The organism is Mucilaginibacter sediminis, from assembly GCF_051903035.1.
In the GTDB taxonomy this organism is placed as follows: Bacteria; Bacteroidota; Bacteroidia; order Sphingobacteriales; family Sphingobacteriaceae; genus Mucilaginibacter.
This window is the reverse complement of record NZ_CP170602.1, coordinates 5437461-5454533: the sequence shown is the minus strand read 5'-3', so window position 1 is coordinate 5454533 and position 17073 is coordinate 5437461. Positions and strand designations below refer to the sequence as shown.

12 protein-coding genes and 1 tRNA gene are annotated in these 17073 nt (G+C 43.4%); 5 read left to right on the top strand and 8 right to left on the bottom strand.

The window, feature by feature from the left end:
• Positions 1–69: 69 nt before the first annotated feature.
• Together ACFGVS_RS22595 and ACFGVS_RS22590 are read right to left on the bottom strand one after the other, a co-directional pair.
• A complete protein-coding gene (locus ACFGVS_RS22595; protein ID WP_439695679.1) occupies positions 70–3009 on the bottom strand; it encodes a TonB-dependent receptor in 2940 nt (979 codons plus the stop codon).
• Between the two features lie 215 nt (positions 3010–3224).
• Positions 3225–4130, bottom strand: a complete 906-nt coding sequence (locus ACFGVS_RS22590; protein WP_439695678.1) for a hypothetical protein — start codon at positions 4128–4130, stop codon at positions 3225–3227.
• 205 nt (positions 4131–4335) lie between these two features.
• Between ACFGVS_RS22590 and ACFGVS_RS22585 the strand changes: the two genes are divergently transcribed.
• The gene (locus tag ACFGVS_RS22585) at positions 4336–4608 is read left to right on the top strand and encodes a hypothetical protein (protein ID WP_274211114.1); all 273 of its coding nucleotides are present in this window, start codon (positions 4336–4338) and stop codon (positions 4606–4608) included.
• A gap of 142 nt (positions 4609–4750) precedes the next feature.
• Here ACFGVS_RS22585 and ACFGVS_RS22580 read toward each other — a convergent pair whose 3' ends face one another.
• Positions 4751–7393 (bottom strand): zinc-dependent metalloprotease, encoded by a 2643-nt coding sequence (locus ACFGVS_RS22580; protein ID WP_439695677.1) that lies wholly within the window; start codon positions 7391–7393, stop codon positions 4751–4753.
• Between the two features lie 83 nt (positions 7394–7476).
• Positions 7477–8724 carry an aspartyl protease family protein gene (locus ACFGVS_RS22575; protein WP_439695676.1) on the bottom strand — a complete coding sequence of 416 codons (1248 nt, stop codon included), beginning with the start codon at positions 8722–8724 and terminating at the stop codon, positions 7477–7479.
• A 59-nt stretch (positions 8725–8783) separates the two neighbouring features.
• Here ACFGVS_RS22575 and ACFGVS_RS22570 point away from each other — a divergent pair, with 59 nt between their 5' ends.
• Positions 8784–10109, top strand: coding sequence for a D-alanyl-D-alanine carboxypeptidase (locus tag ACFGVS_RS22570; RefSeq protein WP_439695675.1), 1326 nt, complete (start codon positions 8784–8786; stop codon positions 10107–10109).
• Positions 10110–10321: 212 nt separating this feature from the next.
• Here ACFGVS_RS22570 and ACFGVS_RS22565 read toward each other — a convergent pair whose 3' ends face one another.
• Positions 10322–10888 carry a hypothetical protein gene (locus ACFGVS_RS22565; RefSeq protein ID WP_090652114.1) on the bottom strand — a complete coding sequence of 189 codons (567 nt, stop codon included), beginning with the start codon at positions 10886–10888 and terminating at the stop codon, positions 10322–10324.
• 96 nt (positions 10889–10984) lie between these two features.
• Positions 10985–11794, bottom strand: a complete 810-nt coding sequence (gene murQ / locus ACFGVS_RS22560; protein WP_439695674.1) for an N-acetylmuramic acid 6-phosphate etherase — start codon at positions 11792–11794, stop codon at positions 10985–10987.
• Positions 11795–11895: 101 nt separating this feature from the next.
• On the opposite strand from murQ, the gene ACFGVS_RS22555 reads away from it, so the two are divergent.
• Complete coding sequence (locus ACFGVS_RS22555; RefSeq protein ID WP_439695673.1) at positions 11896–13479, top strand: S41 family peptidase; 1584 nt, start codon at positions 11896–11898, stop codon at positions 13477–13479.
• Positions 13480–13594: 115 nt separating this feature from the next.
• Here ACFGVS_RS22555 and der read toward each other — a convergent pair whose 3' ends face one another.
• Together der and era are read right to left on the bottom strand one after the other, a co-directional pair.
• Complete coding sequence (gene der, locus ACFGVS_RS22550) at positions 13595–14896, bottom strand: ribosome biogenesis GTPase Der (protein WP_147054794.1); 1302 nt, start codon at positions 14894–14896, stop codon at positions 13595–13597.
• Between the two features lie 146 nt (positions 14897–15042).
• Complete coding sequence (gene era / locus ACFGVS_RS22545; protein ID WP_090652119.1) at positions 15043–15921, bottom strand: GTPase Era; 879 nt, start codon at positions 15919–15921, stop codon at positions 15043–15045.
• A 144-nt stretch (positions 15922–16065) separates the two neighbouring features.
• On the opposite strand from era, the gene ACFGVS_RS22540 reads away from it, so the two are divergent.
• Both ACFGVS_RS22540 and ACFGVS_RS22535 read left to right on the top strand, forming a co-directional pair.
• A tRNA-Met gene (locus ACFGVS_RS22540) sits at positions 16066–16138 on the top strand.
• 148 nt (positions 16139–16286) lie between these two features.
• Positions 16287–17003, top strand: a complete 717-nt coding sequence (locus ACFGVS_RS22535; protein ID WP_439695672.1) for a pyridoxine 5'-phosphate synthase — start codon at positions 16287–16289, stop codon at positions 17001–17003.
• Positions 17004–17073: the final 70 nt, after the last annotated feature.

The window sequence follows — 17073 nt, the reverse complement described above, 5'->3', positions numbered from 1 at the left end:
AAATTTTTATTCTACAGTATATAACAAGGCCCCATCTGCTCAGGATAGGGCCTTGTTAGTTTATGCCTTTTATTGCGGACCGCCCGGGCCGCCGCCACCAGGACCGCCACCGCCTGGCCCACCGCCATCGCCGCGGCCGCCACGTTCGCCGCGCGGCCTGTCGCCCCTGATGTCCTGGGTTGGCGCTTTACCGGCAAATTTTTGCAGCCGCAGGGTAAAGGTAAGCAAGTAATAACGCGCTAACCTGTTTACGCTCGATTGCGTAATTGAACTGGTAGTTGTTGTTGATGAAAAACCGGTATTTTGATTAAACAAATCAAATCCGGAGAGGCGTAACGTAGCCACTTTGTTTTTCAGAAAACGGCGCTCAACATACACGTTTAAAATATTAGGATTGGTTATCTGGATGTTTGAAGTATAACCATAGTTGGTTGCCTTGGTATAATCGTAGCTAAATACCCAATCGCCAAAATAGTTTTTGCCGTTAAGGCCAATGTTCCAGGTCCTGATATTAGTTAAACCATCGTTAACCGGGTTTTTTATCGAGTTGTTTGTACGGTTGATAGCATAGTTGGTTAAAATTTGCGCGTCGATGATATTTGGTAAATCTACCCTGAAGCGAATTTCGGGTGTAAATACCAGGTTTTTAGCAATGTTTTTTTGTTGTGCAGAAGCTATTTCTTCAGCAGTGGCCGCAAGCGGGTCGCCGGTAACTGTGGTTAAATAACCTACGTTGTTATTGTATTGGGCAGTGCCATTCAGCGTAAGCGAGTATTTACGCTCGGCCCATGGTTTTGAATAGGTTACACGGCCTGTAAAGTTGTAAAATCCATCGGCATTTAAATATTGGGTAAAAATGCGACTTGACGTGGTTGACGAAATAGCATTGGTTACAATTTGGTTGGATATGTTTTGATAAGTAAAGTTTGCAAAAAACACATTACCTGTTGTAAAACTAAAGTTGTTGTACCTGATAGATATATTGTTGGTAAACGCTGGTTTCAGGTATGGGTTGCCCTGAACCGGGTATAGCGCATTTGAAAAATCGATAACTGGCTGCAACTGCGTAAAGCTTGGTGCCGCGTTTGAGCCGTTATAGTTAACCGCGAATGTTTTGCTGCGCGAAAAATTATAAATATAGCGGGCAGTAGGTATAATATTAAAGGTGTTTTTATGCGTATCCGGGATGTTATCGTTTGATACGGAGTGGCCATCTAACGTTGAGGGCTGCACGGCTAAGCCTAAAGTATAGTTATACTTTTTCTCGATGAACCGATAGTTTAAGCCAACCTTATTGGTGGTAAACGTATAATCAAATTTGTTCGACAGCAAATCGTACACATTCCACGTTTGGGCGTTGCTTAGCGTGTCTGTTTCCTTATTATTTACCGTTGCCGAATGGTTTAAGGCGTAATTAAGCTCTAAATATGAACGTGCGCCCAATGGCTCAAGGTACGATAGGTTTACGCCAACGCTATTGGTACGGCTATACGTATTAATAATCTGGTTTTCGGGAGCGGTTTGCTGTGTACCCGGAACAAAATTATAAATAGGGTTTTGATATGATGTGGTTGGCGCCGAGCTTGCCGATGCAAAAATACTCAGGTTACGGCGGTGCGGAAATCTATGGTTATACAATGCTGTAATACCGTAATTAGGCGATTGCGAATCGCCATTGGTAGTAGAGGTGTATGCCGAAGCAAGGGTTCCTTTCCTGGTAAGGTTTACACTATCCGATTCATTGGTATTGGTGCTGCCGTATGAAAAAGATGGCACCACCTTTAAGTAATTAACAGTATCCGGCTTATACTCCATGTTCCAGTTAAACCGGTGATTTATATTCTGATCTTTTTCGAGGCTTAACTGGTGCTGCTCGCTTGGGTTGGCTGCCGAGGTGTTTTGCTGAAAAATATTGTTATTGGTGCTTGTGGTATTATCTGCAAAGCTATAACTACCATATACAGCAAGATTTTTGCCCCACTGATCGCGAAAGTTTACGCCTATTGATTTTGCATCGGTTAAGCCATTTTGAGCGGTAATAAGACTTCCGCCGCCACCACCGCCACGGCCCGCATTGCCACGGCCACCACCACCGCCAAAACCACCACCGCCGCCGCCACCTGTAGTGCCGAACGAAAAGGTGTTAACATTGGTGTTATTGATACTTCCCTGCACCGCAATTTGCTGATCGCCGTGGAAATTGAAAATATTTAATGATCCTATGTAGCGGTTTTTATTGGGTACCCCCTGGTCTTGTGGCAAGGCATCGCGACCATCGCCTGCAGTAGCCTGGGCTGTATAGCCATAGTTTTTATCTTTCCTAATGGTAATGTTCATTACTTTGGTAGGGTCGCCGGTTTTAATACCTGTAAGATTGGCCTGATCGCCGTAATCATCAATCATCTGTATGTTCTCGATGATATCAGCAGGCAGGTTTTTGGTAGCGCTCTGCACATCGCCGCCCATATAATCCTTGCCGTTTATCCGCACTTTGGTAACCTGCTTGCCCTGCGTGGTAATATTGCCGTTTACATCCACATCCACACCAGGAAGCTTTTTTATCAAATCTTCGGTGGGCGCGTTCGCGCGTACTTTGTAAGCAGCAGCGTTGTATATTACCGTATCCTCTTTAAGGGTAATGGGGTTGGCGGCTCCTACAATGTTTACCTGGCCAAGCAAATTTGTTTCGGCCTTTAATAATATCAAACCTAAATCTACCGGCTTGGTATTATCCTCCAATGCAAAGTGTTTTTTTATGGCTGTAAACCCAATTGACGATATCGTAAGCGTTATTTTACTGCCTTTAACGCCAGGGAACCTGAATTTACCATTAGCATCGGCAACGGTTAATGAACTATCGCCGGCATCGTTAACCAGTTTTACACTACTGCCGGGCAAGCTAAGTTTGGCGGTATCGGCAATGGTACCACTGATATCGCGTGCAGTTTGGGCATATGCGCCAAAGGCGCTTAACAAAAAAATACTTAAAATTAAAATTAGGGGTTTCATGATATATGCTGAGCTACAAGTGTATTTATTTGTGTTAAAGACACGGTTAAAGTGCAAATGTTCAACATATAAAGGGCATATTAAATAATAAACATATAATTGTTACACATTCGGCTATTAAAGGCCTATCAATCATATTATTGTTACATATATGAGCAAAAAAAAGCCCGGCATTGCCGGGCTTGGGTGTTATTATAAGATCAGTCAGTTTTAAATTAATTCAAGTGCAATGCCGATGCAACTTCGTTATAGTTTTTAAAGTTGAGGCCGGGGTGGGTAACCTGTAAAGTAGTTACACTGCCACCAGGAATCACCACAACTTTAAAATCATAGCCGGGCGAGTTGAAATTAGCTATTACATTTACAAAGCCTAAGCCCACATCCGATTGGTATATGGCATTGGTAATCCTGATGAAAGGTAAAGCGTAAAAGCTTGATGTACCAGTTACCCTTAAATACACTAAAACAAGCCCGCTATTAACAATTTCCTGAGTAATTGCCGGTACATTAAGCCTGGTTGCCGCAGCCGAACTCACATTTTGATTGGTTATTATATAACTTTTGATGTTAGTAGTTCCATCAGCGCCTGCCGGCCCCTGTGGCCCCGCCGGTCCTTGTGGGCCGGTAGCACCAGTTGCACCCGTAGCTCCGGTTGCTCCTGTAGCGCCTGTAGCTCCGGTTGCCCCAGTTGGTCCTGCAGGACCTCTTGGCCCAACTGCACCTGTAGCGCCGGTTGCACCTGTAGCTCCCGTAGCGCCGGTTGCTCCCGTAGCGCCGGTTGCTCCCGTAGCACCAATTGGACCTGTCGGTCCTTGTGGCCCAATAGGGCCAGTAGCTCCGGTTGCCCCGGTAGCACCTGTTGCCCCTGCCGGCCCTTGCGGGCCAATAGGGCCGGTAGCACCTGTGGCTCCCGTAGCTCCGGTTGCTCCTGTTGGGCCAGGTATACCCGTTGTTGCGCCTTGCGGCCCCTGCGGCCCTGTTGCACCTGTATCTCCTTTTGGCCCCTGTGCCCCATCAGCACCTGTAGCCCCGGTTGGGCCGGGTGTTTTATCCCTTTTGCATGAATTTATGCTAATCATGCAAAGCAATAAAACGGGTAGTAAAAGTCGTAGTTTTCCCATAACAAATATTTTTAGTAGTATATAGTATGCTTTAGTACGGATGTGTGGATAATTAGTTACACGAAACAGCGGCAGAAAACGTTATTTTTATTATTAATTAAAATTTTAGCCGTGATGATTATCCACATAGTTATTAAACAAATGTCTAAAAGACGGTGCAACAAAACTCCAAGCAATTTCGTTATACTTAAAAAACATTTAACCTATGAACAAGATCAGCAACAATTTACACGCAAAGGTCCATAATTGGATGGATGCGATCGGCTTTAGGCTCAATGCCTCGCAAACTAATGGTAAAAATAATGTTACAATCAATCATTATTTTTTTGAAACTTTCAATTTTTTTGAGAAAGCCAGGAGAAATCATCCAGAAAGCACCCAATTTCTTTGCTTTGATGCCTACGGCGAAAAAATAAATGTAAAATCACTGCTCGATATACAGGTTGCATTTTTTGAAAACATAAGTCAGCTTAAATAATGCCTGTTTTATTGCTGCTAATTGTTCAATAGTAAAAGAATTTTTCCCAGGCATCAATGCATGCCAAAATCATAAAAAAAAGCCTGCTTAATAATTTACTTAAGCAGGCTTTTTATTCGGCTATCTTTACCTAAAAGACAAATTAGTTATCCACATTTGTTTTTGGCCAGCAATTAAGGTACCCCTTGCCTGTATATTCTTTCAATATTTCTTCGCTATTGATGCCACGTATCACACCAGCACCGGGTAGATTAACTATTGGCCTCGTTGGGTTTAACGCTTCTTTTATGCGCAGCTTTAAATCAGCATAATGTGCAGCAGTTAATGCATCGCCTCCTTTTGGCAGGCTGGCATCAATTATCTTTAATTCGGCACGTACCATAGGCCTGATATCCGATAAAGCCATATTGATTGGTGTTAACCCAAATGAGGCTAATACCTGCGGCGGGAAGCCCGGGAAGCCCCTGAAATCATCAGTCAATAAACTCCTTAGGTTTTCCACGTATCCGCGCTGCAGGTTGCGTTTAAATGCATCTGGTTTGCCGGTTGAAAAAATACCTGGGCGCAGGTCATCCAGCAAATTGGCTACGGTATAAGCGGCGGTGCCGTTTTTGGCTTCATTATCATACATACGAGCCAGCCTTGATTGGCTTAGTACATTGCCAAGCACAGCTACCTGCATCCCTTTAATGCGGTTGTACATTACGCCATTATCAAACTTGCCCAGCTCGGCTTTATCAATAAGCCAATAAGGCGTGGTAAATATTTGTTTATTTAAAAAAACCACCGCATCATGTTGCAAGGCTTTACCTATAAAATCATAAACCGGGCCTTTTTGATCATACGTTTTAAAGTTTTCGTTCATCCCGCCAATGTTGGTGGTTACATGGCCCATATAACGGTAATACTGACCCAAAACCTCGTTGTAGAGCTCGCTTACATCACTATAGTCTTCATTTTTTTGATAGGTCCATTTTTCAAGGTTTGGTAAAATACGCTTCAGGTTGGCAATACCATACGTACTCGCCTTCATCGCATTATCGCCTAAATCTTCATTTTGTAGGCGCGGATCAATTGATGTGCCCTGGCGGCCAAAATAGTACAAGGGGTTACCTGCTTTTTTATTTGTCCAATCGGCCAGTATATCTTTTTCCTCATCGGCAGTTTTATTGCCGGGGAACCAGCTATAGCCCCATTTTACAGCCCAAAGGTCGTACTCGCCTATTTGCGGGTAAAGGTGCGTTACATTATCGCCAGGCTGGGCTATATAGTTAAAACGGGCATAATCCATAATTGATGGCGCGGTACCGTGCTTATCCGTAAACGATTTTGAGCGTAACGAATCGACAGCATAAGCATAGCTTGAACCAAAATTGTGCGGCAAACCGAGCGTGTGGCCAATTTCATGAGATGATACAAAACGAATCAGCTCGCCCATTTGCTCATCGGTAAACTGGGCTTTGCGTGCGGCAGGATTAACAGCTGCAGTTTGTATCAGGTACCAATCGCGCAGCAGATTCATTACATTATGGTACCAGCCAACATGGCTTTCTAATATTTCGCCGCTTCGTGGGTCGGATACGTGCGGGCCGTAAGCATTTTCGACATCAGACGCAAAGTAGCGGATAACACTGTAGCGGGCATCTTCGGTACTAAATTCAGGATCCTGCTTTTTTGTTGGCGCTTCTTTCCCTACAATGGCATTTTTAAAGCCCGCGGCTTCGAACGCCTTATTCCAGTCGTTTATACCGGCAATTAAGTATGGCACCCATTTTTTTGGTGTGGCAGGGTCAATGTAGTAAATAATTTGCTTTTTAGGTTCAACCAGTTGTCCTTTGGCATAAGCTGCCGGGTCTTTTGGTTCCAGTTTCCAGCGGTGTATATAGGCTGTAACCTCCGATTTTTGCTTATCGGTACCATAATCAGTTTGGCGCTGGCCAAAAAAACCGACCCTTGCATCGCTGATGCGTGGTTTCATTGGTGTTTTTGGCAATAATACCATTGAGGTATTTAATTCGAACGTTACCGCACCGTTTGAGTTATCCGTCGGCGACTCGCCAGAACGATAGGTTTTTAATGTACGGGCCTCCAGGTTAATGGGGAAGCTTTTAATGGTATCGATGTATGACCGTGCGCCATCAACCCCCGAAATTTTATAGGCTTTTTTTACATCATCAGATAAACCTATCGCTGCAATATCGCCGTTGTAAAAATCTGTTACATCAATTAAAACACCGGTTGTATCTTTATTAAAAGCCTTGATATCAAAAGAAGCCAAAACGGCATCAAGGTTTGAGTTTTTAACCGACTGATACATATCAGATGTACTATCGGCCCTTACACTATAACTGGGTACACGAATAAAAACCTGTTTATCATGGCGCTCCCATTTCCAAACCTGCTCGTTAAGCTGTTCGCCGCCGTATTGCTGACCAAATGTTCTTAAACCGGCCGGAGTTTTTACGTAGCGGGTTACAACAAGCATTTCGCGGCTTAGCAATGAATCTGGAATTTCACAGTAATACTTGCCATCAACCTTATAGGTATTAAACAATCCGCTATCAGCTTTCATTTTACCCGTAATCAGGTCGCTGAATTTCTTGATGCCCTCTTTTTTAGGGGCGCCAACGGTAGCGGTAGCAGTTGTACCACCGGGGCCGGCTGTTGTTTTAAGGGTTAAAGTTTGATTTGCCGTTTGCTTTTTTGTGGCGCAGGAGGCAGCCAAAACGGTTAAAATTAACGCAGTGCCGCGGATAAACTGGCCTGCCACAGGGTTTTTCTTCATTAATTAGTCTACTTAAAACGTAAACTTATGCAAAGTTTACCGTTTTTTATAAAACAGGGGCTTAATTAAATAAAAAGAGGCCATCAAATTCTGCGTTTTAAGGTAAGCACTACCTTATCCAGCCTTTTATCATGAAAAACATCCAACAAAAGGCTCCTGTCATTTCTCGAGCGGAATAATTCGTCAATTTCTTCAAGGCTCATTTTAGAAACCGGCTTAAAGTTAATGGCAACTATCTCGTCATCCCGCTCCAGTCCTATTTCGTCGCCGGCCGAGCCGGGCTCCACGCGGTTAATAATTACCCTATCCAAATTGGCGCCCGCGGCATAGTATTCAATGCCGCTCATATCATGTTCAAAGGGCTGTTTAAAATTGGCATTGGGTTTCAGATACATAGAATTACCTGTATAATCGAAGATAACCGAGAACCGCTTAAGCACACCAATGCCCAGGTTACCATCCCTGGGTACCGAAAGCCGGGTTTGGTTATTGCCGTCGTCGGGAAAGGATGATATAATGCCTTTAATTTTAAACTTGCCTATCTCGAGCGATTCCAAACGGGCAATGAACCCATTAATAGGCCCGTTTAAACCAATCCCGAGGTTGGCCGACGCGATAAATTTTTGTGGCAACCCATATAATGGTATAATCTTTTCAAGCGATATCGGGTGCCCGGCTCCAAGATCAATAATTAGTTTGCTTTTTACAACACGCCCCCCCTGCAACACCACATTACTTACTACATAAGGCTTTCTATCTTCAATAGTTATGGGTATCTGCGTACCCTTCCTGAAAACTTTAAGGTCTTTTGGCCGCGTAACAGTAACTGTGCTATCCTGAAAATCTATTTTAACGGCAAGGTTGTTGAAAAACTCGTATCCTATAAGCCCGTGTATAGGCATGCCTGCATAACCCGATAAGCTGAAAAGATCTTTTTTTAATATAGCCGCCGCCACATCGTAACTTACCAGGCCCGGAATATCTATTTTTAAGGCCGAAGTTACATACGCTTCGGCATCGGCACCTTCGCCAAGTCCGGGTATCTTTAAGGTGCGTTTATTAGGTATGCTGATAGAATCGGCTAACTTAGGGTCGGTTATAATCATAAGGCCAACGCCGGTGTCTAAAATAAAATTAAACGGCCCCCTGTTGTTGATGCTTAATTTAATAACCATAAGGTTACGCACCAGCCTAAAAGGTATGGTTACTTTTTTTTTGCGGGCATCTAAATCAAAGTACTGTGCACGGGCTGTTGTGAAACAACATGCCAGCAGGCACAAGAGCCACAACGACCGGAAATGCTTTAGTTTATGAAATAGCTTAAGTAACAATTTGGTATAATTGGTAATATTAAATTTACAACATTAATTGGTTAAATAAATAAATATTTATGCGGGGCACAACATTTACGTTTCTGATAACAATTTACGGTTTATTATTGGGGAGTTGCAGTATTCAAAGCCATTCCATTAATAAACGGAATATTAAAAAGCAGTTTGAGCAATCGCAGGTGTCCAATGATCATTTTACCGGTTTTGCTTTGTACGATATGGACCAAAAAAAGATGGTATTTGAGTTAAATTCTGATAAATATTTTACCCCTGCATCAAATACCAAACTGTTTACTTTTTATACCTGCCTTAAAATGCTGGGCGATTCGATACCGGCATTAAAGTACGAAGTGCGCCATGATTCACTGGTATTTTGGGGCACCGGCGACCCATCCTTTTTACACAGCGACCTAAAGGGAGTTAACGGTTTTAATTTTTTAAAGAACAGTAGTAAAAACCTGTATTGGTCGGCCACCGGTTATACGGGTAAAATTTTTGGCCCCGGATGGGGATGGGATGATTACAATGACGATTACCAGCAGGAGCTAAGCGTTTTCCCGATAGAAGATAACGAAGTGTTTTTATATGGCGATGCCGATGGAAACCTGCAGGTAAAACCGCAATACTTTAAAAGATTTTTAACCCGCGACCCCGATTTTAAGCCTGCCGGATTTAAAGTACAACGCGACCTGTTAACTAACCGGTTTGCATATCCGCAAACAGACGTTCCTAAAAAATTCAACCAGTTGGTACCCTGGAAAACAAGCGATATGCTTACAAAGGAATTGTTAGAAGATACCTTAAAAAAACCTGTTTACCTAACATACTTGCCCATCAGCAACTCAGCTAAAACAATTTATAACACCAACGCCGATTCTGTGTACCGACGAATGCTGCAGCCCAGCGATAATTTTATTGCCGAACAATTGCTGCTGGTTTGCTCGTCGGTAAAGTTTAATATGCTGAACGCCGATTCGGTAATCAATTACTCGAAAAAGCACTTTTTAAATGATTTACCCGATGAGCCGCAATGGGTAGACGGATCGGGCCTGTCACGTTACAATCTGTTTACCCCCCGAAGCATGGTAAAATTACTGTGCAAAATTGCCGGCGAAGTTAAAAGTGATACACTGCTGCACAGCCTGATGCCTGCGGGGGGACTAACCGGTACCATTAAAAATGCCTATAAAACAGATAACGGGAAGGCTTTTGTTTGGGCTAAAACCGGATCGTTATCCAATAATCATAATCAAAGCGGTTACCTGGTAACTCGTAAGGGCAAGCACCTGGCCTTCGCTTTCATGAATAACAATTTTACCCGGCCCGCTAAAGATATCAGGGGCGAAATGGTGAGGGTGATGACATGGATACATGAAACGTATTGAGCGGCAGCCCCCTCTAAATCCTTCCCGGTAGGGGAGACTTACAATGCTATTAAGTTAAGAGATACAGAAGTGAAAAAATAATATCGAACACTGAAGTTCGAATATCCAACACCGAAGTTTTTCATTCATTATTCGAAATTGGATATTCAGTGTTCGATATTAAATTGGCCTTAATTCCTTGACTTAATAGCATTGGGGAGATTTACAGGGGGCTAATTCAGCCTCCTCACCATCTGTTCTTCTACTTTTTTAAACACCTGGATGGGCTTAAGGCTGCGCCAGCCCAGATCATCTAACTGGCCACCAAAGTTGATGTAGTAATCAATATTATTACGCTTAAATTCGTCAATCACATGCTCGCGGAAGTTGACGCCGGCTATCCACCCGTCTTCAACATCCTGAAACCACTCTTCGTAATAACAGTCATCTGAAGAGTGGAAGTTGAGAATATTTTCGCCTATCAGTATAAAATGATTGATACCGTTATCAATCATCAACTCCAGTATCTCGCGTTTCAGCATCATGATATCGTTGTTAATGGCATCATTCCACTCGCCTATAAACTCAATAATGGTATAGCCTTTTTCATAATCGGCATACAGCACCTTCATGTATAACGTGTTGGAGCCGAACGAATCCCATTGCGGATGCAGCAGATAGTTGTATACCTGCTTATCAAACTCAAACTCACTATACTCCGTAGCATAAAAAGGCGAATATTCGTCTTCGGCTGCTATGTAATCATCCCTCCAGCGGTAATATGGTTCTATCTCGTGCATTGTTCAGATGTGCAAATTTCAAATGTGCAGATTTCAAATTTCAGATGTGCAGATGTTAAAGTTAATAACATCATTTGGACATCTGAAATCTGCATATCAAGCAGTTTTATAATTATCAACAGCAGCTCTTACACTGCCGTATTTTTTTAGCAGGGTGGCGGCTTCGGCTTCGGCAAGGCCGGTTTCGTCCATTACCATGTGGGTACCGCGGTCAATCAGTTTATCATTACTTAACTGCATATCAACCATTTTATTCCCTTTTACCTTGCCCAGCTGAATCATTACACTGGTGCTCAGCATATTTAAAACCAGCTTTTGGGCCGTGCCTGCCTTCATCCGGGTCGATCCGGTTAAAAACTCGGGGCCGGTAACTACTTCAACGGGGTATTGTGCAACGGCCGCAACCGGACTGCCGCTATTGCAAACTATACAGCCGGTAACCATATTATGGCTGTTGGCCGCTTTAAGGCCGCCAATTACATAGGGTGTAGTGCCCGATGCGGCAATACCCACCACTACGTCTTTTTCTGTCACATTATACTCCAATAGGTTGTGCCAGGCAAGTTCGGTATTGTCCTCGGCAAATTCAACCGCTTTTCTGATTGCTCCGTCCCCACCGGCTATCAGCCCAACTACCATATCAAACGGGACACCAAATGTTGGCGGGCACTCTGATGCGTCAACTACGCCAAGGCGGCCACTGGTACCGGCACCTATGTAAAAAAGACGGCCGCCGTGCTTCATCCTTTCGGCAGTTATGGTGGCCAGCGCCTCAATCTGCGGCAATGCTTTGGCCACCGCAAGCGGTACAGTTTGGTCTTCCCGGTTAATGTTTTCCAGGATTTCTTTTACCGATTGCAGCTCCAGATTTTTATAATGCGATTCCCTTTCGGTGGTACGTTCCATTAATTTTTAATAATTTATAACAAAATTCGTTAAAAAACATCAAATGCAAGGCTGCCGATAAAAATTATTGGCAACGCATTGATTAACTTTGTTTGCTGAATATGAAAAAGACTGCGGGTGTAATTTTCAGGACGCTGATCCTGTTGCTGGTGGGCATTACTATTGGATTATACATTAGTAGGAATAATGGCGACCGTAACCTTGGCTTTTCGTTTTCTGGGGATGATAAACTATCTAAAGTGCTAACCCTGGTTGGTGAAAATTATGTGGATAGCGTAAACGTTGACAGCATTGAAGGCGCATCAATTAACGAGTTGCTGCAAAACCTCGACCCACATTCGCTATACCTGCCTCCGCAACAGGCGCAAAACATCAACGAACGCTTAGAGGGGGGCTTTAACGGCATCGGCATTGAATACGTGTTACTACGCGATACACTGGTAATTACCCAGGTATATGCCGGAGGGCCTGCCGATAAAGCGGGCTTACCTGTAGGGAGTAAAGTTGTTAATGTTGATCATAAAAAATTCTCGGGCACAAAACTAACGGCCGATAAAGTGAATGATATTTTCCGGGGCGAAAAAGATGCCACCATTGTGATGGATGTGATAAACCCTAATGGCAAAGGCACCAAAGCATTTGTCATGAAACGCGGCCGGGTTGATATCAGCAGCATAAACGCGGCTTACATGGCCACGGCCAATACAGGCTACATCAAAATAAGCAAGTTTGCTGCTACTACTGATGTTGATTTCAGGACGGCACTTAACCGGCTAAAGGTTGATGGCATGAATAAACTGGTACTTGATCTTCGGGGCAATGGCGGCGGGTATCTAAGTGCAGCTACATCAATGGCCGACGAATTTTTGGGCAAGGGGAAACTAATTGTATACACCAAAGGCATCCATGAGCCCCGCACCGATTATTTTGCCACGGATTCGGGCACTTTTCAACAAGGTAAAGTAACCGTATTGATAGATGAATATTCGGCATCGGCAAGTGAAATATTGGCCGGCGCTTTACAGGATTTGGATAGGGCTACCATTGTTGGCCGCCGATCTTTTGGCAAGGGGTTGGTGCAACAGCAGTTTCCGTTTGGCGATGGCTCGGCTATTAATTTAACGGTGGCAAGGTATTATACCCCATCCGGCAGATCGATCCAAAAATCATATAAAGGCGGCATTAGCAGTTACCGCAATGAGCTGGCCCAGCGCATGCAAAAAGGCGAATTGTTTTCTGAACAAAGCAACCGCAGTGATTCCGTTTTTAAAGGATCATCATACCACACCACAGGTGGCCGCAAAGTTTACAGCGGCGGCGGCATTATGCCCGACGTTTTTGTACCTGTTGATACTACCCAAAACACACAAGTTGTGCAAAACCTTGGCGAACAACAGCTATTTTCGGCTTATGTGATTGATAAAATGCAACCCTTACTGGGCAAGTATGCCAATGGCGAAGACTTTATAAAACATTATAACATCAGTGATGATGATTTTCGTGGTTTTATCCTATACTCATCTCAAACCCTAAAGGAAATGGATTCGCGCGAATTGCTGCAATCAAAAGATTATATCAAAAACATCCTAAAAGCAAGCGCAGCCCGGCTTAAATGGGGCGATAACGCTTTCCAGGAAGTGATGAACACCAATGATGTGGCTTATAAAAAGGCGTTGGAACAGTAGGGATGGATGTGCAGATTCCAAATGTGCAGATGAAATTAGGCACAGCAAAATTGTCCGATTGCACAATCAAAAATCATCTGCATATCTGCACATTTAAAATCTGCACATCAAGCGCTTATTTCTGCCTGAACCACACCTGTACCGGCGCTCCGCTGAAATCAAAGTTTTCCCTTAGTTTGTTTTCAATAAAGCGATAGTAAGGCTCTTTAACATACTGCGGCAAGTTACAGAAGAACGCAAACATGGGCGATGAGCCTGCAATTTGGGTGATGTATTTAATTTTTACGTATTTGCCTTTGATGGATGGCGGCGGATAGTTTTCGATAATGGGCAGCATTACCTCGTTCAGTTTGGAGGTAGCTATTTTGCGGGCGCGGTTTTGGTAAACCTGGTTGGCAACATCAATTACCTTTAACACCCGTTGCTTTTCGGTAACGGATGTAAATACGATAGGTACATCCGTAAACGGTGCAATCTTCTCGCGGATCATCTCTTCAAAAACCTTAACGGTTTTGTTATTTTTTTCGATTAAATCCCACTTATTCACCACAACCATAATGCCTTTTTTATTCTTTTCGGCCAGGTGGAAGATATTGATATCTTGTGATTCGATGCCTTCAACTGCATCAATCATCAAAATAATTACGTCGGCTTCTTCCAAAGCCTTTATAGTACGCATTACCGAGTAAAACTCGATGTTTTCTTTAACCTTGGTTTTTTTACGCATCCCGGCAGTATCAATCAGCATAAAATCGTGCCCGTACTGGTTGTAATGGATGTGGATAGAATCGCGGGTGGTACCGGCAATAGGGGTAACTATGTTGCGGTCTTTACCTATAAGCGAGTTGATGATAGATGATTTACCCACGTTTGGACGGCCAACGATGGCGTATTTAGGGCGGGTATTTTCTTCAAGCACCTCGTCGTCAAAATGCTTTACAACTTCGTCAAGCAACTCGCCTGTACCAGAACCTGTCATGGATGAGATACTGTAAATCTCGCCCAGGCCAAGGCTATAAAACTCGGTAGCATCAGATAATAGCGCGTTGTTATCCAGTTTGTTTACTACCACAAAAACCGGCTTTTTGCTTTTGCGCAGCATGGTGGCAATTTCATCGTCAAGATCGGTAATGCCTGTTGTAACATCAACCATAAACAAAATAACCGATGCTTCTTCAATTGCTATTTCTACCTGCTCACGAATGGCAGCCTCAAAAATATCAGCAGAGTTGGCTACATAGCCGCCTGTATCAATTACGGTAAACTGGTGGTCGGTCCATTCAGATACACCGTAGTGCCTGTCGCGGGTTACACCGCTAAAATCGTCAACAATGGCTTTGCGGGTTTCGGTTAAGCGATTATATAGAGTTGATTTGCCTACGTTAGGGCGGCCAACAATGGCTACTATGTTACTCATGCTTTTAAATTAGAGTCAAGAATCAAGAACCAAGAGTCAAGATTTATGCAAATCTATCTATCTTAAAATTCCTGTTCTATATATAAATGAAATTTTATTAAAGGGTCAAGACAAAATCCTGATTCTTGACTCTTGATTCTTTCGGTCTATGATTCGTATCCGAATTTTTTAAGGTAATTTTTTTTGCTGCGCCAGTCGGGTATCACTTTTACAAACATCTCCAGGAAAATTTTCTTCTGAAAAAACTCTTCCATATCGCGGCGGGCGTAAGTGCCAACTATTTTAAGCATACTGCCCCCCTGGCCAATAATGATATTCTTTTGCGAATCGCGCTCTACAATAATTTCGGCGCTGATGCGGTGCAGTTTTTCGCCTTCAACAAATGCGGTGACTATTACTTCGGCGCTGTAAGGAATCTCTTTTTTGTACTGTTTAAGTAATTGCGCCCGGATCATCTCCGACGCAAAAAAGCGGTCGTTCCTATCCGTAAGCTGATCTTTTTCATAATAAGCCGGGTGCTCTGGCAAATTGCCGATCACAAAATCCATAATGGCTTTGATATTGTGGCCCAACAAAGCCGATATGGCGAAAATGGCTTTGGGGTTTAATTTCTCCTGCCAAAACTCCACTTTCTTTTTTACGGTTTCCTCATCGCTTTGGTCAATCTTGTTGATCAATACAGCAATTGGCGCCAGCGAACCTTCCAGTTTTTTTAACACGTCGGTTTCGTCAAACTCCTCGTAAATATCGGTAACCAGCAAAATCAGGTCGGCATCAACAATTGATCCGTCTACCTGGTGCATCATACTTTCGTGCAATGCATAATGTGGTTTGATAACCCCTGGCGTGTCCGAAAACACAATCTGGTAGTTATCATCGTTAACAATTCCCAAAATACGGTGCCTGGTGGTTTGCGCTTTTGGGGTGATAATTGACATTTTTTCGCCAACAAGGGCGTTCATAAGGGTTGATTTCCCGGCATTGGGCTTACCAATTATACTTACAAAACCTGCCTGGTGACTCATATAAAAATAATTAAAAATATATTTGGACTGCAAAGAAACGAATTATATCTTTGCAGTCCAATTAAAACGGAGTGCAAAATTGCATTTTGACAATTGGAAGCACCTTTCCGAGGTTATGACGGAATGCAACATATACCAATACAGTGCGGGATGGAGCAGTTGGTAGCTCGTCGGGCTCATAACCCGAAGGTCGTAGGTTCGAGTCCTGCTCCCGCTACATTTAAATCGAAAGCCTCAAGTTGGAAGATTTGAGGCTTTTTTGCTGGGCCGAACTCTCAATCCTTCATAATTAATTTGCAAATAAAATTGTTTCGGGTGTTTTAAGTAAATGGTGATATTTGCCATTGTAAAAGTAAACATAGCCCATGACCCGTTTATCTGTCAATATCAATAAAATAGCCACCCTGCGTAATTCACGCGGCGGAAACAACCCCGATTTGGTACAGGTTGCAAAAGATTGCGAACTTTTTGGAGCGCAAGGTATTACCGTACACCCCCGCCCGGATGAAAGGCACATTCGCTACCAGGACGTTTTCGACCTTAAAAAAATAGTTACCACCGAGTTTAATATTGAAGGCAACTGCCAGGAACAAAAGTTTATTGACCTTGTATTGGCCAACAAACCGGAGCAGGTTACGCTGGTACCTGATGTATTAGGGCAAATAACATCTAACCATGGCTGGGATACCATTACCAACTATCATTACTTAACAGATATGATAGCCGTTTTTAAAGAAGCCGGCATTCGCGTATCTATTTTTGTTGACCCGATTGCCAAAATGGTTGAAGGGGCCGCAAAAACCGGCACCGACCGGATTGAGCTTTACACCGAAGGTTATGCTACCCATTACCACCAGGGCAAAGAACTGGCTATAGCACCCTATATTGAAGCCGCGAAGGTAGCACACGAAGCCGGACTGGGCATTAACGCCGGACATGATCTCGATCTGCATAATTTAAAATACTTTGCAGAAAACATACCTGCTTTGGATGAAGTGAGCATTGGCCATGCCCTTATTTGCGATGCGTTATATTATGGATTAGAAAATACCATCCAGATGTATTTAAGGCAGTTGGTTTGAGATCTGTGGTGCGTAATCTGTGGCCTGAGGATTGAAATGCGCAACGTTTCTTCCTCTCAGACCTCCGACC